This window comes from Trinickia sp. Z7, from assembly GCF_056498045.1.
Window position 1 is genome coordinate 431,232 of record NZ_JAUEQW010000003.1, and the last position, 24,375, is coordinate 455,606.

Annotated in this window: 20 protein-coding genes and 1 pseudogene; 8 read left to right on the plus strand and 13 right to left on the minus strand. The window is 64.2% G+C overall.

The genetic code is table 11. The features are described from left to right. Nucleotides 1-113: 113 nt before the first annotated feature. Together lnt and QQS38_RS08465 are read right to left on the minus strand one after the other, a co-directional pair. On the minus strand, nt 114-1,808 hold the full coding sequence (gene lnt / locus QQS38_RS08460) for an apolipoprotein N-acyltransferase (RefSeq protein WP_479644916.1): 1,695 nt from the start codon (nt 1,806-1,808) through the stop codon (nt 114-116). Between the two features lie 160 nt (nt 1,809-1,968). Further along, nucleotides 1,969-2,862: an HlyC/CorC family transporter gene (locus QQS38_RS08465; protein WP_479644917.1), complete on the minus strand. Its 894-nt coding sequence runs from the start codon at nt 2,860-2,862 to the stop codon at nt 1,969-1,971. Nucleotides 2,863-3,008: 146 nt separating this feature from the next. Here QQS38_RS08465 and QQS38_RS08470 point away from each other — a divergent pair, with 146 nt between their 5' ends. Next, nucleotides 3,009-3,614 carry a DUF4337 domain-containing protein gene (locus QQS38_RS08470; RefSeq protein ID WP_479644918.1) on the plus strand — a complete coding sequence of 202 codons (606 nt, stop codon included), beginning with the start codon at nt 3,009-3,011 and terminating at the stop codon, nt 3,612-3,614. Between the two features lie 70 nt (nt 3,615-3,684). Here QQS38_RS08470 and QQS38_RS08475 read toward each other — a convergent pair whose 3' ends face one another. From QQS38_RS08475 to QQS38_RS08495, 5 genes are all read right to left on the minus strand, one after another. Then, complete coding sequence (locus QQS38_RS08475) at nt 3,685-4,338, minus strand: gamma-glutamylcyclotransferase (RefSeq protein WP_479644919.1); 654 nt, start codon at nt 4,336-4,338, stop codon at nt 3,685-3,687. Nucleotides 4,339-4,354: 16 nt separating this feature from the next. Continuing rightward, the gene (gene ybeY / locus QQS38_RS08480) at nt 4,355-4,837 is read right to left on the minus strand and encodes an rRNA maturation RNase YbeY (protein ID WP_479644920.1); all 483 of its coding nucleotides are present in this window, start codon (nt 4,835-4,837) and stop codon (nt 4,355-4,357) included. A 28-nt stretch (nt 4,838-4,865) separates the two neighbouring features. Beyond that, on the minus strand, nt 4,866-5,924 hold the full coding sequence (locus QQS38_RS08485) for a PhoH family protein (protein ID WP_479644921.1): 1,059 nt from the start codon (nt 5,922-5,924) through the stop codon (nt 4,866-4,868). Between the two features lie 16 nt (nt 5,925-5,940). Further along, nucleotides 5,941-7,308, minus strand: coding sequence for a tRNA (N6-isopentenyl adenosine(37)-C2)-methylthiotransferase MiaB (gene miaB / locus QQS38_RS08490; RefSeq protein WP_479644922.1), 1,368 nt, complete (start codon nt 7,306-7,308; stop codon nt 5,941-5,943). A gap of 162 nt (nt 7,309-7,470) precedes the next feature. After that, nucleotides 7,471-8,409, minus strand: coding sequence for a LysR family transcriptional regulator (locus tag QQS38_RS08495; RefSeq protein WP_479644923.1), 939 nt, complete (start codon nt 8,407-8,409; stop codon nt 7,471-7,473). Nucleotides 8,410-8,528: 119 nt separating this feature from the next. On the opposite strand from QQS38_RS08495, the gene QQS38_RS08500 reads away from it, so the two are divergent. Further along, nucleotides 8,529-9,710: an MFS transporter gene (locus QQS38_RS08500; RefSeq protein ID WP_479644924.1), complete on the plus strand. Its 1,182-nt coding sequence runs from the start codon at nt 8,529-8,531 to the stop codon at nt 9,708-9,710. Nucleotides 9,711-9,816: 106 nt separating this feature from the next. Here the strand turns inward: QQS38_RS08500 and QQS38_RS08505 are convergent. The 4 genes and pseudogenes from QQS38_RS08505 to glpD all read right to left on the minus strand — a co-directional run. Further along, nucleotides 9,817-10,029: pseudogene (locus tag QQS38_RS08505) on the minus strand (hypothetical protein); the annotation flags it as partial. Beyond that, nucleotides 10,025-10,732 carry an MIP/aquaporin family protein gene (locus tag QQS38_RS08510; protein WP_479644925.1) on the minus strand — a complete coding sequence of 236 codons (708 nt, stop codon included), beginning with the start codon at nt 10,730-10,732 and terminating at the stop codon, nt 10,025-10,027. The gene QQS38_RS08510 and the pseudogene QQS38_RS08505, both read right to left, overlap by 5 nt. Nucleotides 10,733-10,852: 120 nt before the next feature. Beyond that, nucleotides 10,853-12,358, minus strand: a complete 1,506-nt coding sequence (glpK, locus tag QQS38_RS08515) for a glycerol kinase GlpK (RefSeq protein ID WP_479644926.1) — start codon at nt 12,356-12,358, stop codon at nt 10,853-10,855. Between the two features lie 188 nt (nt 12,359-12,546). Then, entirely contained in the window at nt 12,547-14,100 is a 1,554-nt protein-coding gene (glpD, locus tag QQS38_RS08520) for a glycerol-3-phosphate dehydrogenase (protein ID WP_479644927.1), read from the minus strand. Nucleotides 14,101-14,307: 207 nt separating this feature from the next. Between glpD and QQS38_RS08525 the strand changes: the two genes are divergently transcribed. Further along, entirely contained in the window at nt 14,308-14,694 is a 387-nt protein-coding gene (locus tag QQS38_RS08525; RefSeq protein ID WP_479644928.1) for a hypothetical protein, read from the plus strand. 213 nt (nt 14,695-14,907) lie between these two features. Here the strand turns inward: QQS38_RS08525 and QQS38_RS08530 are convergent, their stop codons facing one another. Together QQS38_RS08530 and QQS38_RS08535 are read right to left on the minus strand one after the other, a co-directional pair. After that, nucleotides 14,908-15,105 carry a hypothetical protein gene (locus QQS38_RS08530; RefSeq protein ID WP_479644929.1) on the minus strand — a complete coding sequence of 66 codons (198 nt, stop codon included), beginning with the start codon at nt 15,103-15,105 and terminating at the stop codon, nt 14,908-14,910. Between the two features lie 284 nt (nt 15,106-15,389). Next, nucleotides 15,390-16,175, minus strand: coding sequence for a DeoR/GlpR family DNA-binding transcription regulator (locus QQS38_RS08535; RefSeq protein ID WP_479644930.1), 786 nt, complete (start codon nt 16,173-16,175; stop codon nt 15,390-15,392). A 98-nt stretch (nt 16,176-16,273) separates the two neighbouring features. On the opposite strand from QQS38_RS08535, the gene QQS38_RS08540 reads away from it, so the two are divergent. From QQS38_RS08540 to QQS38_RS08560, 5 genes are all read left to right on the plus strand, one after another. Further along, entirely contained in the window at nt 16,274-17,911 is a 1,638-nt protein-coding gene (locus QQS38_RS08540; RefSeq protein WP_479645000.1) for a gamma-glutamyltransferase family protein, read from the plus strand. Between the two features lie 200 nt (nt 17,912-18,111). Continuing rightward, nucleotides 18,112-18,390: a hypothetical protein gene (locus QQS38_RS08545; protein WP_479644931.1), complete on the plus strand. Its 279-nt coding sequence runs from the start codon at nt 18,112-18,114 to the stop codon at nt 18,388-18,390. 1 nt (nt 18,391) lies between these two features. Continuing rightward, entirely contained in the window at nt 18,392-18,811 is a 420-nt protein-coding gene (locus tag QQS38_RS08550) for a hypothetical protein (RefSeq protein WP_479644932.1), read from the plus strand. 593 nt (nt 18,812-19,404) lie between these two features. Continuing rightward, nucleotides 19,405-19,626 carry a hypothetical protein gene (locus QQS38_RS08555; protein WP_479644933.1) on the plus strand — a complete coding sequence of 74 codons (222 nt, stop codon included), beginning with the start codon at nt 19,405-19,407 and terminating at the stop codon, nt 19,624-19,626. A gap of 790 nt (nt 19,627-20,416) precedes the next feature. Beyond that, a complete protein-coding gene (locus QQS38_RS08560; RefSeq protein WP_479644934.1) occupies nt 20,417-23,986 on the plus strand; it encodes an autotransporter outer membrane beta-barrel domain-containing protein in 3,570 nt (1,189 codons plus the stop codon). The last annotated feature ends 389 nt before the right edge of the window (nt 23,987-24,375 follow it).

The following is a 24,375-nucleotide window of genomic DNA, read 5'->3' on the forward strand; positions in this document are numbered from 1 at the left end:
GGCGCGTGGGCGCCGCTGCGATGCCGAAAACCGGCGGAATCGAGCGCCCAGCCGGCCGGCTGGGGTGCGCTGCGCGGCGGTCGCCGCCGTCTGCGCGGTGAAAACGCTAGATTTTACCGGATTGGGGCTGCCTTGCGGCTGGCGCCCCGGCCGCGGCCGAACCTAGTGGCGCCGCGGCTAGCGCGACGCGAACCGAACGCGAAGCCGAAGGCGAGCAGCACGAGCGAGGTGGCCAGCACGAGATCGTTCCCGACGGTGATGTACGGCGTGCGTCCCGCCATCGCCTGCACCCGAGTTTCGATTTGCCCCGTCGTGAACGGCTGCAGGCGTGCGGTCACGTGCCCTTTCGCATCGATGACGGCCGTCATGCCCGTATTGGTCGCCGCCAGCAACGGCCGGCCGGTCTCCAGCGTGCGCATGCGCGCCATCTGCAAATGCTGATCGAGTGCGATCGTATCGCCGAACCAAGCGAGGTTCGACGCGTTCACGAGTATGCCGGCCGGCGTAGCCGCTTCGCGCAATCGACGCGCGATCTCCTCGCCGAAGATATCCTCGTAGCAGATGTCGATATCGATCGTCTGGTTGCGGACCGTAAACGCCTTTTGCACGGGTGCGCCGCGCGCCAGATCGCCGAGCGGGATGTTCATCAACTGCACGAACCAGTGAAAGCCCAACGGAACGAACTCGCCGAAGGGCACGAGATGGTGCTTGTCGTACCGGTAGAGTTGGCGCGTGTTGGGCATCACGCCGAAAAAGCTGTTCGTCTCGTCGGTGTATCGCCCATCGGGCGTAACCGTTGCGCCGAATGTGCCCAACAGCAGCGACGAGCCGGTGTCGTCGGCAAACGTGCGCAGCGTCCTCGCGAACGTTTCGGGGAACTGCTGCGGCACCAGGGGAATCGCCGTCTCGGGCGTGACGATCAGATCGGCCGCGCGCGCCGTGATCATCCGCTCGTACAAATCGAGCGCGGCGCGCACCCCGGCTTCGTCGAACTTCATTTCTTGCTCGACGTTGCCCTGCAGGATACGCACGCTCAGCGGGGCGTCGGCGGGCCGCGTCCAGCTCACACGTGAAAGCAGCATGCCGGCCGCGACGAGGATCAGCACGACGCAGGCTGGCAGCAGCGCGAACACGCGCGAGCGCGATCGTGATGGTGCCACACAGGCATAGACGGCTTGAACGAGCAGCGCCGCAGCGAGCGCCAAGACCCAGCCTACCGCGTACACCCCTCCGATCGCCGCAAACCCCGCGAATGGCCCATCCACCTGCGCATAGCCGCTGGCGAGCCAGGGAAAACCCGTGAAAATCGTACCGCGCAGCCACTCGCCGAGCGCCCAGGCGCTCGCGAAGGCGAATGCGCCCTGCCACGCCGGTGAAAAGGGGCGGTCGTCGCGTGCAACGCTTGCCGCATGCCCCGCGCAAAACGACCACAACCCTGCCGAGAGCGCCGGATACAGCGCCAAATAAAGCGAAAACAGGATGAGCGCCGCGCCCGCGAGCGGCGCAGCCATCTCGCCGTAATGATGCATGCTCACGTAGAGCCACCAGACGCCCGTGACGAGATTGCCGAAGCCGAAAGCACCCCCCGTCAGCGCCGCGCTTTTCCATCCCGCGGTTCTCAGGAGCCAGGCATAGAGCACGGCGAAAATTGCCAATTCGAGCCAACCGCCGTGAGGCGTCGGCGCGAACGAGAGCGTGTTGAGCGCGCCGAGCGCCAGCGCGGCGACGTAGTGCCAGCGCGAGAGCGGCGCGGTGGTCGCGAGGGGCGTTGCGGCGCGGCGCGCACGGGAGGTGATCGTTTCGGCCATGGATAGGCGGGGTGGGAATGCGATGAAAGTTGAGTGCTCGGCTAGCCGCCAACTCCGGCGTTGTTGCGCGGTCGCTGCGCGGCGCCGGCGCACCCGGCTCGGGCGCGCGGTAGGTCAGCGAACTGCGCGGCGCGCGACCCGGCTGCGCAGTCGTTTCCGCTCAAGTCTGGATGTGTTGCGCGTCGCGCTCGCGTTGGCCGGCCAGCGGATCGCGCCGCACGAGCAGAACGTGGACCTGGCGTGCGTCGCCGCGCAGAATTTCGAAAATGATGTCGTCGATACGCACGCGCTCGCCGCGATGCGGTACGCGCCCGAAATGATGCGTCACGAGGCCGCCGATCGTATCGACTTCTTCGTCAGAAAAATCGGTGCCGAACACTTCGTTGAATTGCTCGATCTCGGTGAGCGCGCGCACACGATAGCGGCCGTCGGGCGACGCGATGATGTTGCCGCTTTCCTCGTCGAAATCGTATTCGTCTTCGATGTCGCCGACGATCTGCTCCAGCACGTCTTCGATCGTGATGAGTCCGGCCACGCCGCCGTATTCGTCGACGACGAGCGCGATGTGATTGCGGTTCATGCGAAAGTCGTGCAGCAATACGTTCAGCCGCTTGGCTTCGGGAATGAAGACGGCCGGCCGCAGCATGCCGCGTACGTCGAACGATTCCTCGGCGTAGTAGCGCAGCAGATCTTTCGCGAGCAGCACCCCGATGATGTTGTCGCGGTTGCCCTCGTAGACGGGATAGCGCGAGTGCGCCTTCTCGAGAACGAACGGGATGAACTCCTCGGGACTGCGCTCGATGTCGATCGCATCCATCTGCGCGCGCGGGATCATGATGTCGCGCGCGCACAGATCCGACACCTGAAATACGCCCTCGATCATCGACAGGGAATCGGCGTCGATCAGGTTGCGCTCGTGCGCGTCTTGTAAGATTTCGAGCAGTTCGCCCCGCGAATCGGGCTCGGGCGAGATGAAGTCCGTTAGACGCTCGAGCAGCGAGCGCTTCTCATTGGGCTTGTCGGTATGGCGTCGACTGGGATAGGCGTCGTTCATGGCAATGCGTCCGGCGCGGCTGGACGCGTGGTAAGCGGAGAGTAAAGGATACACCACGCAAAAAGCGGGACCATGACGCAGACGGTCCTGCTAAAGTGCAGGCGGTTCGGCTGTGCCGTTTTCTACCTCGTTTGTGCGAAGCAAATATGTCGGAAGAGTTTGAAGTGCGCGGGCCGCACGAAGAAGCGCTCGAACATGCCGGTCACCCTCATCACGCCGCAGCGCACGGCGCGGCGCCGGTGGACCCGTTCGCCGGCCGCATCGCCGTCATGACGGCCATACTCGCAACGGTCGGCGCCGTGTTCTCGTACCAAGGCGGATCGACCGAAGGCCTCGCGCTCTTTTACAAGAACGAGGCGGCGATCCGCAAGACGGAAGCGGCCAATCAGTGGAGCTACTATCAGGCCAAGGGCGAGAAGCAGAATTTGGCCGAGCTGGGCGCGGCCCTCACACAGGCCGATCCGAAGGCGAGCGCCAAGTTCACGGGCGATATCGCCAAATACGCCCAGCAAAAGACCGCCATCCGCGCGCAGGCCGAAGCGCTCGAGAAAGCCGTCGACAAAGCCGATGCCGACAGCGAACGGCAATTGCATCTGCACCACCGTTGGGCGCAGGCCACCACGCTCACGCAAATCGCCATTTCGCTCGCTGCCATCACGCTGCTCACGCGCCGCCGTTGGCTGCTCGGCGCGGCGCTGGGTGTCGCGGGGCTCGGCGCGATCGTCGGCGTCGTGGCGTTCTTGGGCTATTGACGGCTATTGACGGCTATCGAGCACCGAGCGGTTCGCGACGCACAGCCGGCAGCCCCGGCGCGTGGATGCACTACAGGCAGCGCTCGAGCAACGCCTCGAGCGCGCGGTCGGGCATGCCGCTTTCGCGCAGCGCCGCGACGGTGCGGCACACATAATCGAGCGTCGTGCCGTAACGGCCCTGAGCGCAACCGAGCACCGTTTTGATGATTTCATCGGACAATCTGCCCGTGTAGGTAGGCACGTCGCGACGCATCACGAACGCGAGGGCCTCGACGCGGCGCCCGTCTGCGAGCCAGCACGGCAGCCAGGCGGGCCGATAGGAGCCCATCGGCATTTCACGCTGCCACAGCGCCTGCAGATGCGGCGCGGCGCCTTCGCCTGCGAGCCGAAAGGCCATGCCCGTGCATGAGCCGCCGCGATCGAGCGCCAGCACGAGCCCGGGCCGTTGCGGCGTGCCCCGGTTCACGCGCGACCACAAGTAGAGCCCGCGATGATAGCCGCGCACGCGCGCCCGCACGGTTTCGGCGGCGGGCATGCCCGGGTTCCAGATCAGCGAGCCGTACCCGAACAGCCACAGGTCGCTGCGGCCGTCCCAGTGCCTCGTCGCATCGGCCAGCGATTGCGCCAGTTCGGCGTCGGTGAGGAGCCGCGCCTCGCCGAGTGCGGGCGGATAGCCGCAGCAAAGAGGCTCGAGATGGGTGAGAGGCGGGCTCGTTTCGGACATCGCGCGCGCAGGGTATTTAGCGGGGACGGTCTCCGTAGGGATCGGCAAAGCCGAGCCGCCCTAGGATGTCGGTTTCGAGCGCTTCCATTTCTTGCGCCTCGTCGTCGGTTTCGTGGTCGTAGCCCTGCGCATGAAGCGTGCCGTGCACGATCATATGCGCGTAATGCGCCTCGATCGATTTGCCCTGTTCGGCGGCCTCGCGCTCGATCACCGGGCAACAGAGAACGAGATCGCCCGAGACGGGATCGTCCTCGCTTTCGGCGTAGGCGAACGTCAAGACGTTCGTCGCATAGTCTTTGCCGCGATACGCGCGATTGAGCGTGCGGCCCTCCTCCACATCGACCAAGCGCACCGTCAGTTCGCCGTCGGCGAAGAGCGCGGCCTTGACCCAACGTGCGATGCTCGCGCGCGGCAGCAGCGCCTTGTGACCCGGGAACGCCTTCGCGGCCGGAAACTGTAGGGTCAACTTCAATTGCGGCGTACGTGGCTTCTCGTTCATGCGGTCGCTTGGCTGCGCGCCATGGGTTTCATCGCCCCTCGGCGGGCGTGGGCTGGTCTTTTTTCGTGTGCTGGTCGTAGGCTTCCACGATGCGGGCGACGAGCGGGTGACGCACGACGTCCGCGCTCGTGAAGCGCGTGAGCGCGATGCCGCGCACATCGGCCAGCACTTGCTGCGCTTCGATCAAACCGCTTTTCGCGCCGCGCGGCAAATCGACCTGCGTAGTGTCGCCGGTCACGACCGCCTTCGAGCCGAAGCCGATGCGCGTAAGGAACATCTTCATCTGCTCGGGCGTCGTATTTTGCGCTTCGTCCAAGATGATGAATGCGTGATTGAGCGTGCGTCCGCGCATATAGGCGAGCGGCGCAATCTCGATCATCTGGCGCTCGAACATCTTGGCCGTTTTGTCGAAGCCGAGCAGATCGTAGAGCGCGTCGTAGAGCGGGCGCAGATACGGATCGACCTTTTGCGCGAGATCGCCGGGCAAGAAGCCCAGACGCTCGCCGGCTTCCACGGCCGGGCGCGTGAGCACGATGCGCTTGACTTGATCGCGTTCGAGCGCATCGACGGCACAAGCGACGGCAAGGTAGGTCTTGCCCGTGCCGGCCGGCCCGACGCCGAAGGTGACGTCGTGCGAGACGATTTGCTTCAGATATTCGCGCTGCGCGGGCGTGCGGCCGCGCAGATCGGCACGGCGCGTATAAAGCTTGGGGCCGAGCTCTTCGACGTTTTCGTCGTCCACGCCCGCGGGTTCGTCGAACGGATGGTCGGGGTCGTAGCGGCCCGAGCCTGCATCGTCTTGACCGGCGCCGGCGCGATTGCCCGCATGCCGGGTTTCGACGAGCGCGAGCTGGATGTCGTCGACCGAGAGCGGTTCGCGCGCGCGGTTGTAGAACGTCTCGAGTGCGCCGAGCGCGACTTTCGCACCGCGTCCGCGGATCGAAATGCGATGGCCGCGCCGCTGTAGCGTGACGTCGAGCGCTTGCTCGATCTGCCGCAAGTTCTCGTCGAGCGGGCCGCAAAGGTTGGCAAGGCGCGCGTTGTCTTCGCGCGGGGCGGTGAATTCCAGGGACGGGGCGGTCTTCAAGGCGAGAGGGCGTTCCTTAGGCGATGGGTTCCGCGTGCTCCGCGAGCACCAGCTCGCCGCGCAGCGAATGCGGATAGGCGCGCGTAATGCGCACGTCGATCATCTGGCCGATCAAGCGCGCATGCGAGGCCACCGGCGCGGGGAAATTGACGACCCGGTTGTTGGCCGTGCGGCCTGCGAGTTCGTTCGGATCCTTGCGCGCCGGGCGCTCGACGAGTATGCGCTCGACGTTGCCGACCATCGCTTCGCTGATGCGCACGACATTGGCGTCGATCGTCGCTTGCAAATGTTGCAGGCGTGCCAGTTTGACTTCGCGCGGGGTGTCGTCGGCCAGGTTCGCGGCAGGCGTGCCGGGGCGCGGGCTGTAGATGAACGAGAAGCTCGTGTCGTAGCTCATCTCGTGCACGAGCGCCATCGTTTTGTCGAAGTCGCTTTGGGTTTCGCCGGGGAAGCCGACGATGATGTCCGTCGACAGTGACAGGTCGGGCCGGATGGCGCGCAGACGGCGGATGACCGATTTGTATTCGAGCACCGTGTAGCCGCGCTTCATCGCCATCAGGATCCGATCCGACCCGTGCTGCACCGGCAGGTGCAGGTGCGAGACCAGCTTGTCGACCTTGGCGTAGACGTCGATGAGGCGCTGCGTGAACTCCTTGGGGTGCGACGTCGTATAGCGGATGCGCTCGATGCCGGGGATATCGGCGACGTATTCGATCAGGGTCGCGAAATCGGCGATGTCGCTCGAACCGACGGTCAGCGCCCCGCGATAGGCGTTCACGTTCTGTCCGAGCAGCGTGACTTCGCGCACGCCCTGATCGGCGAGCCCCGCGATTTCGGTGAGCACGTCGTCGAGCGGGCGAGAGACTTCGTCGCCGCGCGTGTAGGGGACGACGCAGTAGCTGCAGTACTTGCTGCAGCCTTCCATGATCGAGACGAACGCACTCGGGCCGTCGACGCGCGCGGGCGGAAGATGGTCGAACTTCTCGATTTCGGGGAAGGAAATGTCGACCTGCGCGCGCCCGCTCTCGCGGCGCGCGTCGATCATTTGCGGCAGCCGGTGCAGCGTCTGCGGGCCGAACACGAGATCCACGTACGGCGCCCGGGCGACGATCGCCGCGCCTTCCTGGCTCGCGACGCAGCCGCCGACCCCGATCAGCAAACCGGGTTTGGCTTCCTTGAGCTCGCGCACGCGGCCCAGATCGGAGAACACCTTTTCCTGCGCTTTTTCGCGCACGGAGCATGTGTTGAAGAGGATGACGTCGGCGTCTTCGGGCGAATCCGTCTTGACGAGTCCTTCGGCGGCGCCGAGCACGTCGACCATCTTGTCGGAGTCGTACTCGTTCATCTGGCAGCCAAAGGTTTTTACATAAACTTTCTTGGTCATGAAGCTCGCCGTTCGCAGTGGTTGACCTGGGGGCGTAGGTAAGTCGCGGAGGCCGGCAAAGGACGCCGCCCCAAATAAGGGCGCTGCCGGGGGCCGGGCGGACGTCGCCCGGATGGCCCGAGCAGTCGCGGCACCGGCCGCATAACCCGACATTATAGCCGGTCAGCGCATCAGCCCGGGCAACTCGGGCCAGTCGCGCTCCACCCGCGCGAAGCGTTCGATCAGGAAGTCGAGCAACGCCCGCACCCGCGGCGGGCGATAGCGGTTGCGATGGAACAACGCGTGCAGCGGCGTATCCCAGGCATAGCGCCACTCGCGCAGCACGATGCGCAGCCTGCCCGCGCGCAAATCGGCATCGATGTCCCAGAGCGACTTCAAGGCGATGCCATAGCCATCCACCGCCCAGATGCGCGTCACGGCGCCGTCGTTCGTCTCGCGCGAGGTTTCGAGCGGCGCGGTGAAATCGACGGTCTCGTCGCCGCGGACGAAACGCCATTCGTTGAGCGGCCCCGATGCGATCGAGAGCACGATCGTATGAAATCGCGACAGATCGGCGGGCGAGGCCGGTTCGCCGTGGCGCGCCAGATAGTCGGGCGACGCCACGAGCACCCGCCGGTTCGCCGCGAGCGGGCGCGCAATCAACGACGTATCTTCGCGCGGCGCGCCGAAGCGGATAGCCAAATCGATGTCGTCGTGCAAGAGATTGGAGACCGAATCGGCCAAGGTGAGCGCGAACGTGACTTCCGGGTAGAGCGCGTTGAATTCGTCGAGCCAGCCCATCAGCATGTTGCGTCCGAAATCGGACGTCGTCGAAATCCGGATCTTGCCGCGCACCACGGTTCGGCCCGCCTGCAGCGCGGTGTTCGCGTCGTCGAGCGCCTGCAGCGCGCGCATGCAGTGCCGCAGATAGAGCCGGCCCTCGTCGGTCAACCGCAGTTGGCGCGTCGTGCGCTCGAATAGTCGCGTCGATAGCGACGCTTCGAGCTTGGCCAAGCGCGCGCTGGCCGCGGCGGGCGTGACCCCGAGCTTCCGGCCGGCCGCGGAAATACCGCCGAGGCGCGCAGCTTCGACGAAAAGACGGATGTCGCCGAGTCGATCCATCGAAATATTATTCCAAGAAATTTGAAAATGATTCAATGGCCAGGGCGATTATCAATCACGCTGATCATCCCGACAATACCGGCTCACGTCACCTCGCATTTCATCGCCGGAGAACCGACATGCCTCTCCCCTTGCTCGCGCTTGCGCTGAGCGCTTTCGCCATCGGCACCACCGAGTTCGTCATCATGGGGCTGTTGCCCGACGTGGCGCGCGACTTATCCGTTTCCATTCCCTCGGCCGGCTTGCTGGTGTCCGGCTACGCGCTCGGCGTGGCCGCCGGAGCGCCCGTGCTTGCCGTCCTCACGAGCAGGATGCCGCGCAAGGCCGCGCTGCAAGCACTGATGCTCGTGTTCATCGCCGGCAACGTGTTGTGTGCCGTTGCCGGGGGCTATCGAATGCTGATGCTCGCGCGCGTCGTCACCTCGTTCGCGCATGGCTCGTTCTTCGGCATCGGCGCCGTCGTCGCCGCATCGCTCGTCGCCCGCGAGAAGCAGGCCAGCGCGATCGCGCTGATGTTCACCGGGCTCACGCTTGCCAATGTCCTCGGCGTGCCGTTCGGCACGTTCGTCGGTCAGTCGTTTGGCTGGCGCCTGACGTTTTGGATCGTGGCTGGCCTCGGCGTGCTGTCGCTGGGCGGGATCACGGCACTATTGCCGAACCGGCACGACTCGGGGCCGGTCGGCCTCGCGCGGGAGATGCGCGTGCTCAAGGAGCCGCAGGTATGGCTCGCACTCGCGATGACGGTGCTCGGCTTCGGCGGCGTGTTCGTCGTCTTCACCTACATTGCGCCGATTCTCGAACAGGTGAGCGGCTTTTCGCCGCGCGCGGTCACGCTGATTCTCGTGCTGTGCGGGGCGGGCTTGACGGTCGGCAACGTGGTAGGCGGCAAGCTGGCCGACCGCGCGCTGATGACATCGCTCGCGGGCATTCTCGCCCTGCTTGCGCTCGTGATGGCCGTGTTTGCGCACACGAGTCATGCGGCCGTGCCGGCCGCCGTCACGGTGTTCGTTTGGGGGATCGCCGCGTTTGCCACCGTCCCCCCGCTGCAAATGCGTGTGGTCGAAAAAGCGCGGCATGCGCCGCACTTGGCGTCCACGCTGAATATCGGCGCGTTCAACGTCGGCAATGCCGCCGGCGCCTGGCTCGGCGGCGTGGCGCTCACGCGCGGCGCGAAGCTCGACGCGTTGCCGTGGGTGGCGGTCGCGGTGACGGTTGCGGCGCTGGCCGTGACCTTGCTCGCGGGATATCTCGATGCGCGTCAAGTGCGCGCGCCGCGCGCGGTGACGCGGGGGGCGTCGTAACGTCGAACATTGCCTGGACGGTCCCGCCCGCCGGCAATGCCGTTTCGCGGGCAATCGGCGGCGGCCGGCGCCGGTGCCTTGCCGGAAGGCCGTCACGGCACGGCGATCACAGTGGCGATTGCTCGAATTCGCCGCGCAGTCCGGCGGCGATGAGCGCGGGCAGTTGCTCTATGCGTTCGACGATGCGGGTTACGCCCAGGCTGCATAGCACTTGCGCATAGCCTTTGGGCACATGGCTCGCCCCGACGAACGCGATCGTCTTCATGCCGGCGCCCGCTCGCGCCGCGCGGCAAAGCGTCGCGCGCACGCTGCTTTCAATGGGCGTGGACGTACACCCACGACGCCATGGCGCCGCCTGCGAGCGGGCCGAACACGGGCACCCAGGCGTAGCGCCAGTCGCTGCCGCGTTTGCCGGGAATGGGCAGAAGCGCGTGCATCAAGCGCGGCGCGAGATCGCGCGCGGGACTCATCGCATAGCCGGTCGGGCCGCCCAGCGAGATGCCGATGCCGAGCACGAGCAGGCCGACGGGCAGGGCGTCGAGTGCCCCCAGGCCCACTTGCGGCGAGGCGAGATAGAGCACGCCCAGAATCAGCACGAACGTGCAGATCATCTCGGTGAGGACGTTGTGCGGCACGCTGCGGATCGCCGGCGCGGTGCAGAAGCAGGCGAGCTTGATATCGGCGTCTTCCGTCGTCGAAAAATGCTGGCGGTAAGCGAGCCAGACGAGCAATGCCCCCGCCATGCCGCCGAGCATCTGCGCCGCCACATAGCCCCCCACTTTGCTCCAGGCGAATTTGCCGGCAAGCGCGAGACTGACGGTGACGACCGGGTTGAGATGGGCGCCGCTGAACGACGCCGTCACGTAGACGGCGACGAACACGGCCATGGCCCAACCCCAGACGATGACGATCAGATCCGCGCCCTTGCCTTTGGTGCGCGCGAGCAATACGTTGGCGACGGCGCCGTTGCCGAGCAGCACGAGCAGCGCCGTGCCGAGAAATTCCGCGATTAAAGGCGACATGGTGTTGTCTCCGGAATGGCTATTGTCGAATGTGTTGGTTGATTGAATGGATCGAATGCGCGCACGCACGGCTGGCCGGGCTCGTGGGCATGCGCGCCGAAGACCGAGCGGCGCTGAACATCAAGCGGCGCCGGCGTCGGCCCATGCTTTCGCGGCGTTGATGGCGCGTTGCCAACCCGAGATGCATTGCGCGACGTCGGCTTGCTGCATCGCCGGAGAAAACCGCCGATCGAGTTGCCATTGGCTTTCGAGCTCGCCGACATTGCTCCAATAGCCCACGGCGAGGCCGGCCAGATAGGCGGCGCCGAGCGCGGTGGTTTCGCTCACGCGCGGGCGCACGGCCGCCACGCCGAGCAAGTCGGATTGGAACTGCATCAGCAGATTGTTGGCGCAGGCGCCGCCGTCCACGCGCAGCTCGCCGATCTTGATGCCCGAATCCGCTTCCATGGCCTTGAGGACGTCGAGCGATTGATAGGCGATCGAATCGAGCGCCGCGCGTGCGATATGCGCGCTCGTCGTGCCGCGCGTCACGCCGAACAGTGTGCCGCGGGCGCGCGGGTTCCAGTGCGGCGCACCCAAGCCGGCGAACGCGGGCACGAGATAGACGCCGTCGCAATGCGCGACGCTGCCGGCCAACGCTTCGATTTCGGCCGCGCTCTTGATGATGCCCAGCCCATCGCGCAACCATTGCACGACGGCGCCCGCGATGAAGATGCTCCCTTCTAGCGCGTAGTTGACTTCGTCGCCGATCTTCCAGGCGATCGTCGTCACGAGATTGTTCTTCGACTCGATCGGTTTTTCGCCCGTGTTCATGACCAGGAAGCAACCGGTGCCGTAGGTGTTCTTGACCATGCCCGACTTCGTGCACATTTGGCCGAACAGCGCCGCGTGCTGATCGCCCGCGATGCCGCCGATGGGGATCTTCGACGCGAACACGGTGGTGACGGTATTGCCGTAGAGTTCCGACGAAGCGCGCACTTCGGGCAGCATGCTGCGCGGGATGTCGAGCGCCTCGAGCAGTTCGCCGTCCCACTGCATCGTATGAATGTTGAACAGCATCGTGCGCGACGCGTTCGTCACGTCGGTGATGTGCAGTTGATGCTTCGTGAAGTTCCACACGAGCCAGCTATCGACCGTGCCGAAGGCGAGCTTGCCCTGCTTGGCCTTCTCGCGCGCGCCCTCGACGTTGTCGAGAATCCAGCGGATCTTCGTCGCGGAAAAGTACGCATCGATCGGCAGGCCCGTCTTCGCACGCACTGTCTGTTCCAAGCCCTGCGCTTTGAGCGTGTCGCACAGCCCGGCGGTGCGGCGGTCTTGCCAGACGATCGCGTTGTAGATCGGCTGGCCGGTCTCGCGATCCCAGACGATCGTAGTTTCGCGCTGATTCGTGATGCCGATGGCGGCGATCGACGTGCCGTTCACGCCCGCACGTGTCACGGCTTCTGCCGCGACACCGGCTTGCGTCGACCAGATCTCTTGCGGGTCGTGCTCGACCCAGCCGGGTTGCGGGTAGATCTGCCGGAATTCCTTTTGTGCGACCGAGACGATGTTGCCCTTGCGATCGAACAGCATCGCCCGCGAACTCGTGGTGCCTTGGTCCAGCGCAAGGATGTATTGATCCTGCATTGTCTCTTCTCCATGTGTTGTCTTGACGTGCCGCGCGGATGGGGCGCGCGGGGCGGCTAACTACGGCTGGTCCTGCTGGTGCTGCTTTGCTTCCGTGCTTTTGGATATTCGTTTTTCGTTCGTCGATTGCCGCCGGGCTCGCACCCGCACGGCCGGCTTCGAGCGCTTTCTCCCGGGGGCGCCGCGCGTCAACCCGCCAAGGCGGACCGCGCGCGCGGGGCGTCCGGCGCGCTGGCGCGGGCGAACCACGCGTCCACCTCGCTCGTCACGTGTTGCACCGTGTCTGCGGGCAAATGCAGCCCGAGCTTGGAGCGGCGCCAGAGCACGTCTTGGGCGCAGCGCGCCCATTCGACGTCGCGCAAATAGCGCAGCTCTTGCTCGAAGAGCCCCGGCGCGAATTCGCGCCCGAGTTCGGACAGCGCTTGCGCGGAGCCGAGGAGCGTGCGAGCGCGCGTACCGTAGGCGCGCGCATAGCGCCGGGCGAGTTCCGCCGGCAGCCACGGATGTTCGTTTGCGAACGCTGCGGCGAAAGGCTCGAATTTCGCTTGGGCGATATCGCCGCCGGGCAGCGGCACGCCCGCGGTCCATGCGCCCTTGGCGATGGGCGCGACGGCCGCTAGCCGGTCGACGGCTTCTTCGGCCAGCTTGCGGAACGTCGTGATCTTGCCGCCGAAGACCGACAGCAAGGGCGCCTCTCCCGCATTCGCGTCGAGCTCCAGCCGGTAGTCGCGGGTGACGGCGGAAGGATTGTCGGCGCCTTCTTCTTCGAGCAGCGGACGCACACCCGAATAGGTCCAGCAGACATCGCTCGGGGCGATCTTGCGTTTGAAGTAGCGGTTGATCGATTCGCACAGGTAGCGCGTCTCGTCCTCGGTGATGGCTACCTCCGACGGATCGCCGTGATATTCGACATCGGTCGTGCCGATCAGGGTGAAATCGTGCTCGTATGGGATGGCGAAGATGATTCGCTTGTCCGGGTTCTGGAAAATGTAGGCGTGATCGTGATCGAACAAGCGCGGCGTCACGATGTGACTGCCTTTGACGAGCCGCACGCTGTGGTGCGCACCGCGACCGAGCGCGTCGTGCAGGAGCTGGCCCACCCATGGGCCAGCCGCATTGGCGATGGCGCCGGCGCGCACGTCGAGCCGCGAGCCGTCCGGGCGCCGCAGTTGCGCATGCCATTCGCCGCCCGCTCTTACCGCGCCGACGAGTTTGGTGCGAGTGAGCACCGCTGCGCCGCGCTCGTGAGCATCGAGCGCGTTGAGCACGACGAGGCGCGCGTCGTCGACCCAGCCGTCCGAGTAGACGAAGCCGCGCGCGATCGAATCCACGAGCGGCGCGCCGGCCGGGTGGCGCCGCATGTCGATGCCGCGGGAGCCTGGCAACAGTTCGCGCCGCGCCAGATGATCGTATAGGAACAGCCCCGCGCGGATGAGCCATGCGGGCCGCAGATCAGGCATATGAGGCATGACGAAGCGCAGCGGCCAGATGATGTGCGGCGCTGCGCGCAACAGCGTCTCGCGCTCCTGCAGCGCCTTGCGCACCAGGCCGAACTCTTTGTACTCGAGATAGCGCAGCCCGCCGTGGATCAACTTGGTGCTCGAGGAAGAGGTATGCGAGGCCAAATCGTCCTGCTCCACGAGCAGCACCGACAAGCCGCGTCCCGCGGCGTCGCGCGCGATGCCCGCTCCATTGATCCCGCCACCCACGACGAGCAGATCGTACCGGCTGCCATGCGTCACTTGCTCTGTCCCCTCTAATGCCTGCGACTATCGTCGGAATAAAACGAACCTATTGATGTTCGTTTGCGAAATTTAATGAACATTTTCGAAAAAGTAAAGTGTGCGTTTTGAGTTCGGATTCGAGCGATGCCTGGGATCGGAAGGGAGGGGCGACGAACCGGCGGCGCGCATCGGCTACCATCTCGAAAAACGAGGACGAGGTGGGCGATGCGTGGATCGATAGCGGGTTGGACCGCGGCGGCACTGACGGGCGCGGTGCTCTTGGCAGGCTGCGCGGGGATGCCGGGGCTTGGAGGGGCGGCGGGAGCGTCGCGTTTCGCGGCGTTGCAGACGATGTGCGGCGCGCAGACCGATTACGGCGCGCACGCGCAGTCCGTCTATGCGACGCTGTTCGACGCCTATGTGGCCTATCGCCACGGGAAGCTACCGCAGAGCGAATATTGCGCGTTCGAAGAGGGCATCGCCGAGCATTACCGTATGCGAGCAGGCGGCGGGGCCGATGCGCAGCGCGCGTGGGCGCAGTATTTCAATGCTCAACGGGTGAAAGCCATCGATTGGCGCGCGCAGGTCGACCCCACCTTGCGAGGTGGGTGAGCGTTCCGAGCGAGAGGGAAACGGGCAGGGATACGCACTCCCGTCGCGCGCTCGCTTGCTCGGATGCTGGAAGGCAATGTGCGATCCGGCGTTGCCTCGACTCGGCGCGAGCGCGGCTCGCGGCCTATGGCGAAAGCGCGAACGCGACACGAAGCGAGGCCGTGCCGCCGCTTGCGCAGCGCCGCCGCAAGCCGCCAACACTACGAAGCAGAGCTAGGAAAAGCGTTTGATCGCGCGAATCGCCGAGTCGCCCGACTCGGTCAGGCGCCATTGTTGATGCCCGGTACCGAGGCGTTCGAGCCGCACGAGTTGTTGCTCGAGCAGGGCGTCGAGTTCTTCACGATCCATGTCGACTTGGTTGGGAGCGTCCTTGACGAGTAGCAACGTGGCGAATTCATGCGGACTCAGCATTGTTCTCTCCATGGGCAATCGGATTGCCTCGGCGGGTGGCGTTCCACTGCCGCCGTGCGCTCGACCTATCGGGAGTAGGAAAGCGATCGCCTCGGCACGCGCTCCTACGCACGTGCGTCGGGGAACTGGAGTGTAGTCAAGCGCTCGTTCTTATCCAAATCGTTCCCTGAAAATATTCCCTTTGACAATTGCGAGCCCGAGAAGCGGTTCGCTTGCCGCGGCAATTTCGAGAATCGACTTGAACTTTAAGGTGCAACGCAGCATGGAATAAATCGCGCCACGGGTCAGTCGGCGGGCGCCACGTAGACCTGCGTGCCGGCGGCGGCGAGCGTCTCGGCCATTTCCGGGGGCGCGTCTCGATCGGTGAACAGCGCATCGATTTGGCTCAGATGCCCCTGGCGCACGAGCGCGGGGCGACCGAATTTGGAATGATCCGCAGCGAGGAAGACCGTGCGTGCATGCTCGATGATGGCCTCGGATACGCGCACTTCGCGTGTATCGAAATCGCGCAGCGTCCCGTCGACCTCGATGCTCGACGTGCCGATGATCGCGAAATCGACCTTGAACTGCCGGATGAAATCGATTGCCAATTCGCCGACGATGCCCTTGTCCCAGGGCCGCACGATACCACCCGTCACGAGCAGTTCGCACTCGGGGTAGCCGCTCATCATATTGGCGACGTTCAGGTTGTTGGTGATGACGCGCAGCCCCCGATGGCGATTGAGCGCGCGCGCGACTTCCTCGGTGGTCGTGCCCAGATTGATGAAGAGCGACGCCTGGTCCGGAATGTGAGTGGCGACGAGGGCCGCGATGCGCCGTTTTTCGTCGTGGAACATGCGTTGGCGCGCCGTGTAGGAGACGTTCTCCGAACTGGTCGGCAGGCTCGCGCCGCCGTGATAGCGGCGCAGCAGGTTCATGTCGGCCAGCCAATTGACGTCGCGCCGGATCGTCTGCGGCGTGACGGCGAAGTGGGAGGCGAGATCGTCGACCGTCACGAAGCCGTCGCGCTGCACCCAGTCGAGCAATTCTTGTTGACGGGCGTTCAGGCTCAGGCGGGGGTCTCGGCTCATGGCTTGCGGCGACGGGGCGGTCAAAGTAGCGCTATTGTAAGACCTTCGTGTCATGGCCTTTTTGCAAAAGAATCCTTTTCGGAACGGGAATGCGACATATGAATCGGTTCGACTGGCACAACCCCTATCCCACGCCGCGCCTGCCCGTCTTCGCGCGCAACGTCGTGTCGACTTCGCATCCGCTGGCGGCGCAGGCGGGCTTGCGCATCCTTTGGCAAGGCGGTAACGCGGTGGATGCGGCGCTCGCGGCCGCTGCGGCGCTGACGATCGTCGAGCCGGTTTCCTGCGGCTTGGGGGGAGATGCGTTCGCCCTCGTTTGGGACGGTGCGAAGCTGCACGGCTTGAACGCCTCGGGCGTGGCGCCGGCGGCTTGGAGCGTCGACTATTTCAAGCAGCGTTACGGCGAGGCGGGCGGCGCAGCCTTGCAGCCGAAGCGCGGCTGGGACACGGCTACGGTGCCGGGCGTCGTGGCGGGTTGGGAGGCGCTGCATGCCAAATTCGGCTCGCTGCCTTTCGGCGAACTGATGGCCAGCGCCATCGATATCGCCGAGCGCGGCCATGCGGTGGCGAGCATCGTTGCGCAAAAGTGGGCGGCGGCCGTGCCCGAGTTGAAGGATCAGCCCGGCTTTGCCGCGGCGTTCATGCCGCACGGGCGCGCGCCGCTGGTCAGCGAGCTCGTGCGGTTGCCCGGTCATGCGAGCACGCTCCGGTTGCTGGCGGCGCAGGGGCCTCGAGCGTTTTACGAGGGCGAGCCGGCAGCGAAGATTGCCGCGTTCGCACGCGAGGGCGGTGGGGCGATGACCGAAGCCGATTTGCGCGAGTACCGACCGATGTGGGTCGAACCGATCGGCAAGGACTACCACGGCTATACCGTCCATGAAATACCGCCTAACGGACAAGGCATTGCCGCGTTGATCGCGCTCGGCATTCTCGAACGATTCAACCTGCGCGATTTGCCGCGCGACGGCATCGATTCGCAGCACTTGCAGATCGAGGCGATGAAGCTCGCGTTCGCGGACGTTTACCGATACGTGGCCGATCCCCGCGCGATGGAAGTGACGCCCGAGCAGATGTTGGACGATGGATACCTCGCTTCGCGCGCGGCGCTGATCGATCCGAAGCGGGCGACGCATTTCGCGTTCGGCATGCCGCGCTCCGGCGGCACGATCTATCTGACGGCGGCCGACGAGCGCGGCATGATGGTGAGCTTCATTCAATCGAACTATATGGGCTTTGGGTCCGGCATCGTCGTGCCGGGTACGGGGATCGCGCTGCAAAACCGCGGCTGCGGGTTTTCGATGGACCCTCGTTCGCCGAACGTCGTCGCGGGCCGAAAGCGGCCGTTTCACACGATCATCCCGGCCTTTGTGACCGAGCGCGTCGATGGGCGGCAGATGCCGGTCATGAGCTTCGGCGTGATGGGGGGCGATATGCAGCCGCAAGGTCATTTGCAATCGATCGTCCGGATGCTCGACTACGGCCAGCAGCCGCAAGCCGCTTGCGATGCGCCGCGGTGGAAGGTAAACCGTGACTTCACACTCGATATCGAATCGACGTTCGATCGCGGCGTGGCGCGTGCGCTAGAAGCGCGTGGGCACAAGATAAAAGCGATTGACGACCCCTATATGGATTTCGGCTCGGGCCAATATATTTGGAAGCTGTCGCACGACGAACCCGATCGCGGGTACGTGGCGGCGAGCGATTCGCGGCGCGATGGGTTGGCAGCGGGGTTTTGAATGGCGGCGCGGCTCGGGCGGGGCGGCCTACGTCGCGCCAAGTGTGCGGAAAAAGAGTGAATTCGCGTTTTGCATAAATGCGCGGCGAGGAGTGCGATCTTTCTGAATATGCCAAATACGAATTGACATTTCTTTGCCGGGACTCGGTGATCGGATAGAATCGTTCGCGAAAAATTATTCGAAGAACCGATAGCTTTAGTATGGTCGTGCCACAGTATCAGCTTGAACTCAACGACGACACGTTCAAATCATTTGCATTCAAGACTCACCCTTTGGCGTATCTAGACGGAGGTCTCGCGGATCTTCCAGTTTCCGACTTGGCAAAGATTGCTGCTCAACCGAACATCCAAGAATGGGGCGATCGACGAACCTGGGAACAAGCGTTCGACAGCGGGAAAGTGGTCTTGCCAAATATGATTAACAAGTCCGACATCGATGATCCGGTTGGCAGGCCTCTCGGTCGGCTGCTCGAAAAATAACATGCGAAAGCTGAGACACTGGAAACTACTGACGAGCGGCCTCGCTCTGTTGGCATTCTTCATCTACGGGTATCAAAGCATGGCTACGGGCTGGGAAACGATTACGCACACTTTTTTAAGAGACGACAAGCCATACGGCGGCGGTGCATTTCGTATACGTGACAAGCAAATTATCAGTCTCAAACTTGCCGATCCACAGATCACTTTCAAACCGGCGAGCGAGGCAAAGAACCCGGACGTCGCGGAGCCGACCGAAGAGTGGATGAATGATACGGCCGAGTTGTTGAACCGTGGAACCGTAAGTTTCTTGCGCGGCTCGCTCGACACGGGTTTGACGCGTACCTTCCAGCAACGTGGTCAGAATGCCGCCTGGTGGTTCGAAGGATTGGGGTGCGGTTTATGTCAGCACCGGCTGGATTGACTATAAGGCGCCCAGACCGGCGAATGGAGCGTACCACAACTCACCAAACTCTGGCGTTCCAGCGATGGAGGTCAGACATGGTCGCAGTTGCATTGACCCGAGGATGCCGAGATAGAACAACTGTTGTTCCTCGATCCGCAACGCGGATATGCCATCGGATGGGGCCCTCACGTTTGGCGAACGACCGATGCCGGACGATCGTGGCAGGAAGTCAAGCTGCCGCCGCTCGCCAATGCCGGCGAGCCCCATAAGACGTTTGACGCCGTAAACCTCGGTCCTGACGGCGTATTGCGCGTCGCTTACTACGTCGACGAATTGGGGGGAATCAAGAGGTAGACGCTCGTCTACCGCTTGGGTTGGAGCGAATCCGACTTCGAACAGGACGTCGTGCTGCCGAGTCAAATCGTGGTCGACCTTCAATCGTCGCCGCAAACGACTGGGGGTATTCGCTGTACGCGCTGGCAAAGCTCGGCCCGCCGCACAACATCGACAACGTTGCCGACGACGGGCGCCGCACGGGCGTGCTATCGACGTGGGGAAGCGTTCGGCCCGCAAAGGTGCAGCAGTTGCAGCACACCTTCGATCAACGCTTGATGTTCGACGGCTTGAGCGTCGGCAAGGATGGCGTATTACTGGTTTATGCGACCGACGCGTCCGGCGACGGCGCCCCGCGCGATCTGACCTTTCTGAGCAAAAACTTCGGAAAATCCTGGCAAGAGCTCAATGACGGCGCCGCTCAAGGCGGATACTTCGATCCCGAGACGAATACGCAATATGCACTGTTCGCCTACACATTGAAGAAACGACGGTTCTAGAGATGGGCGCGTGCGCCCACGGCGGCCGACCGACTCATCGTTGTCAGATGAGCGTCGTCGGCTGCGTCGCCGCTCGCGGTTTGCCGTGCAGCACCGGCAAATGCGGGTCGATGAGCGGTTGCACGGACCAACGTTGCTTGCGAGCCTGGTGCTACAGCGCAGTGCGGATGCTGCTCTCGCGTCGCTAAGCACGACGTGTCGCTGGTGTACGCCACGGACGCATCGGGCGACGGCGCGCCCCGCGACTTGCCCCTCCTGAGCAAACACTTCGGCAAATCCTGCAACGACCTCAACGATGGCGCCGCCGATGGCGGCTACTTTGATTCTGAGACGAACACACAATGTGCACTGTTCGCCTCCACGTTGAAGAACTTGCGGTTCTAGCGAGACGCGAGCGGCGCCCAGGCGGCGAATAGTTGGCATCGATCGATAGCCATAAATAACGTAAAAAGACGCGGTCGCGCAAAAGCAAACGTTTGCTTTCGCGCGACCGCGTCTTTTTAGGAAAACGGTAATTATTCATATCGCCATTTCGATCGATACGTTTAACAATCTTTAGCCTTTTCGGGCTAAGAAATTTTGTATTGTCTCTCGCTATGTGAGCCACGACGGTATTCGTTCGCTCAATCGAGTTCCATCTGACATCTGAGGCGCGGCACGCGGTGCTCGCGCTGATTACATCGGCCCGATCAATCGATAAATGCATATGCGGAAAAAATCCTATCTTCAACGGACAGCGAATGGTGATGCGGGCGCATTCCCCGCTCGCAATCCCTCGGCCAGCCAGAAATTGAAGCTATACCCAAAGGCGACGACGCTCGCGGTTCTTGGCTACGTATCACTGCTTCCTGCCCTCGCTCATGCCAACTGCACGACATCGGGCGCGGTCACGACCTGCGACACCAGCTCGCCGTCGCCCTGGCCGACGCAGATCGGCACCGGGCCGGCCACGGCATCGGGCGCCCAGGTCACGATCGGCTCGAACGCGCAGGTCGTTGTCGGCGACAGCAGCGCGATCGCGCTATCCGACAACAGCACCATCGTCGTGCAGTCCGGCGCGCTCGTACAGAACGCCGCGACGAGCACCAGCGGCACGTACGGCACGGGCGGCAACACGATCGACTTTCGCAACAATTCCACCCTAACCGTGCAGCAGGGCGCGACCGTACTGGCCACCGGTACGCAAGGCAGCGCCGAAGCAGTCAACCCCGAAGGCACCGGCAATCAGATCATCAACGACGGCATCATCCAAGGTATCCATTCCGCCGCCATATGGTTTCAAAACACATCCGGTACGAATACCGTCATCAACAATGTCACCGGCGTGATTCAGGCGCCGGGCAATGTCATGGGCGCATCCGGCAATGGCGCCGTGGTGTTCAGCAATCTCGGCAAAGTGGTGGGCAACCTAGTTTTTGCTGGCGGTAACGACACGCTCAACCTGTACACGGGATCGAGCGTCTCAGGCTCCATCAACGGCGGCGGCGGCAATAATTTGCTGACGCTCAATGGCGCCGGCTCGGCAACGCTGCCCGCGACGGTCACCAACTTCGAAACGCTGCAAAAGAAAGACAGCGGCACATGGACGATTTCGAATTCGCTCGGCGTCATGGGCGTGACCTCTGCTGAGGTCCAACAGGGCACGCTCGCGCTGACGGGCAATAATGCGAGCTACGCCGGAACGATGCTCGTCGATCAAGCCGGCACGCTGCAGGCGAGCGCGCAGAGCCTGCCCTTGGCCGTGACCGACAACGGGCTCGTGCAATTCGAGCAGAACACGAACGGGACGTACACGGGCCTCGTCAGCGGTTCGGGCTCGGTCGAAAAAGACGGCGCCGGCACTTTGACGCTGGCGCCGTCGGCATCGAGCGGCAATACCTACACGGGCGGGACCGTGCTGAAGCAGGGCGTATTGTCGGTATCCGCGGACAATGCGCTCGGCGCAGCGGCGGGCGGTGTCACGTTCGACGGAGGCACGCTGCAACTCGGCGCGAGCCTGGACCTGGCAAGCACGCGCGCCCTCTCCGTGACTTCCAATGGCGGCACGATCGATACGCAAGGTTTTCAATCGACGATCAATCAAACCATCGACGGGACCGGCACGCTCGACAAGACCGGTTCGGGAACGCTCACGGTCAACGGCGCGGTGACGGGCGCGCTCGCAGCCGAGGTCCGGCAAGGCACGCTCGTGCTCGGCGGCAGCGGCGCACAGTTCACGGGCGGTGTGACGGTCGATCAGCCGGCGGTGCTGCAAGCAAGCGCCCAGAGCTTGCCCGCTGCCGTGACCAATAACGGGCTCGTGCAATTCGAGCAGAACACGAACGGGACGTACACGGGCCTGATCACCGGTTCCGGCGTGGTCGAAAAGGATGGCGCGGGCACGCTGACGCTTGCGCCGTCGGCATCGAGCGGCAATGCCTACACGGGCGGGACCGTGCTGAAGCAGGGCGTGTTGTCGGTATCCGCGGACAATGCGCTCGGCGGTGCGGCGGGCGGCGTCTCGTTCGACGGCGGCACGCTGCGGCTCGGCGGCAGCTTCGACTTGGCAAGCACGCGCGCCGTCTCGATCGGTTCGGGCGGCGGCACGATCGATACGCAAAGCTTCCAGTCGACGATCGCACAAAACATCACCGGCCCCGGCGGGTTGACGAAGACGGGCAGCGGCACGCTGACGCTAAATGGCGCCAACGTGTATTCAGGCGGTTCGACCGTGGCGGCCGGCGCGCTCATCGTCGGCGATACGTCGCACACCGCCGCCTCCATTGCCGGGGCGACGACAGTGGCCGCCGCCGCGACGCTGGGCGGCTATGGCACGGTCGACGGCGACGTCTCGAACAACGGGACCATAGCCGTCGCCAATGCGTGGAACGCGTTTGCGACGAGCGCGGGCGGCAGCTTCGTGATCAACGGGAAGTTGACCAACGCGGGCCTCGTGCAACTGGGCGGCGGCAACGGACAGGCGGGCAATTCGCTGCGGGTGCACGACTACGTGGGCCAGAATGCGACCATCGCGCTGAACACCGTGTTCGCAGGAGACAACTCGGCTTCGGATAAGCTCGTCGTCGATGGCGGCGCCGCAACGGGCGCCACTACGCTGAAAATAACCAACGTGGGCGGAGGCGGCGCACCGACGGTAGCGAACGGTATCCAGGTCGTGGACACGGCCGGGGGCGCGACGACCGACGCGGCCGCCTTCACGTTGGCGGGCGGCATGATCAAAGCCGGCGCATATGAATACTACTTGGCGAAGGGCGGCGTAACGCCAGGCACCTCGGAGGACTGGTATCTGCGCAATACGGTGGCGGCTGCGGCCGATCCGTCATCGGCCGGCGGTAGCCACGCGTCGGCCGGGGCGGTTGCCGCGGGAACGCCGGCGTTGCCGGCGGCGGGCAGTCGAGCCATCACGCTGTACCGGCCGGAAGTATCGCTCTATGCCCAGATTCCGAACGTGATGCGTCAACTCGATTGGATGCAGATCGACGAATTCCACCTGCGACAGGGCGATCAAATGTTGCTTGGCGAGACAGGCCGTCTACCGGCCTCGTGGGGCCGCGTCTGGGGGGCGAAAACCGTTCTGTCCGAAGCGGGCGACGTAAGCCCGCAATTCGACGGCACGCTCGGCGGTGTGCAGATCGGTCAGGACGTCTATGCCGATGGGACGCCAACCGGACATCGCAATCACTATGGGTTTTATCTCGGCATGGCTCGCGCCACGGGCGAGGTCAGCGGGTTGGCGGTCGGAATGCCGAACGCCGACGTGGGACATCTCTCTATCAATGCGTATAGCGTTGCCGGCTACTGGACGCATATCGGCCCGGGCGGCTGGTACACGGATGCGGTACTGTCGGGCACTTCGCTGGCCGCGGATACGCATTCGCGCGACAACGTTCAAGCCAGCACGCACGGAACCGCCGTCACCGCCTCGATCGAAGGCAGCATGCCGATCGCGATCGGGCATGGGCTCACCATGGAGCCGCAGTTCCAGTTGAGCTACCAGCATCTGGCGATCAACGATTTCAACGACGGTGCGTCCAAGGTGTCGTTCGGTGGCGGCAACACTGTGCTTGGCCGCTTGGGCGTCCGATTCGCGGGCGCGTGGGACGCAATGGGCGCAACGTGGCAACCGTATATCGGCTTGAATGTCCTGCATGCATTCGCCAATGGGGATCAGCAAACGTACGACAGCGTCACGTCGATCGGCACGCAGGTGAACCAGACGTCGGCGCGCATCGACGTGGGCGCCGTCACGAAGTTCTCGAAGCACGGCAGCGTATATGGGGCCGTCAGCTGGGGCACGAACCTCGATGGCGGGCACGTCCGGACCGTCGGCGGTAACGCCGGGGTGCGCTGGTCCTGGTAAATCGCGCGTCGTGAGCACCGCCTGGCTCGCGTATCCGTTTCCTCTGCGGAACGGCGCGACCCGAGGCGGTGTGCTGCATTTGGCGAAGCCGCGCAGCTGCGCGTTCCCTCGAGCCCCGGCAGTTCGAGCGATTCAGCGGGAACAACGTCTGCCGTTGCATCCCTATTTTCTATCGCCCGTTTTGACGCGATCTCGCGCGCATGCGGGATGCGCAGCGGGAATTTCGCCGCAATTCCCCCACGTCTCGAATCTATCGTCTAATACTTCGTAATACGATTGCGCCCCACGCATGCGCGCCACGCGGAACCCCACTTCAGGTCCGGCGGTCTGTGCATGATCGAAGCAGTTTCGTGAAACTGCGGCTAAGATCCATAGTGATTAGCCCTAAT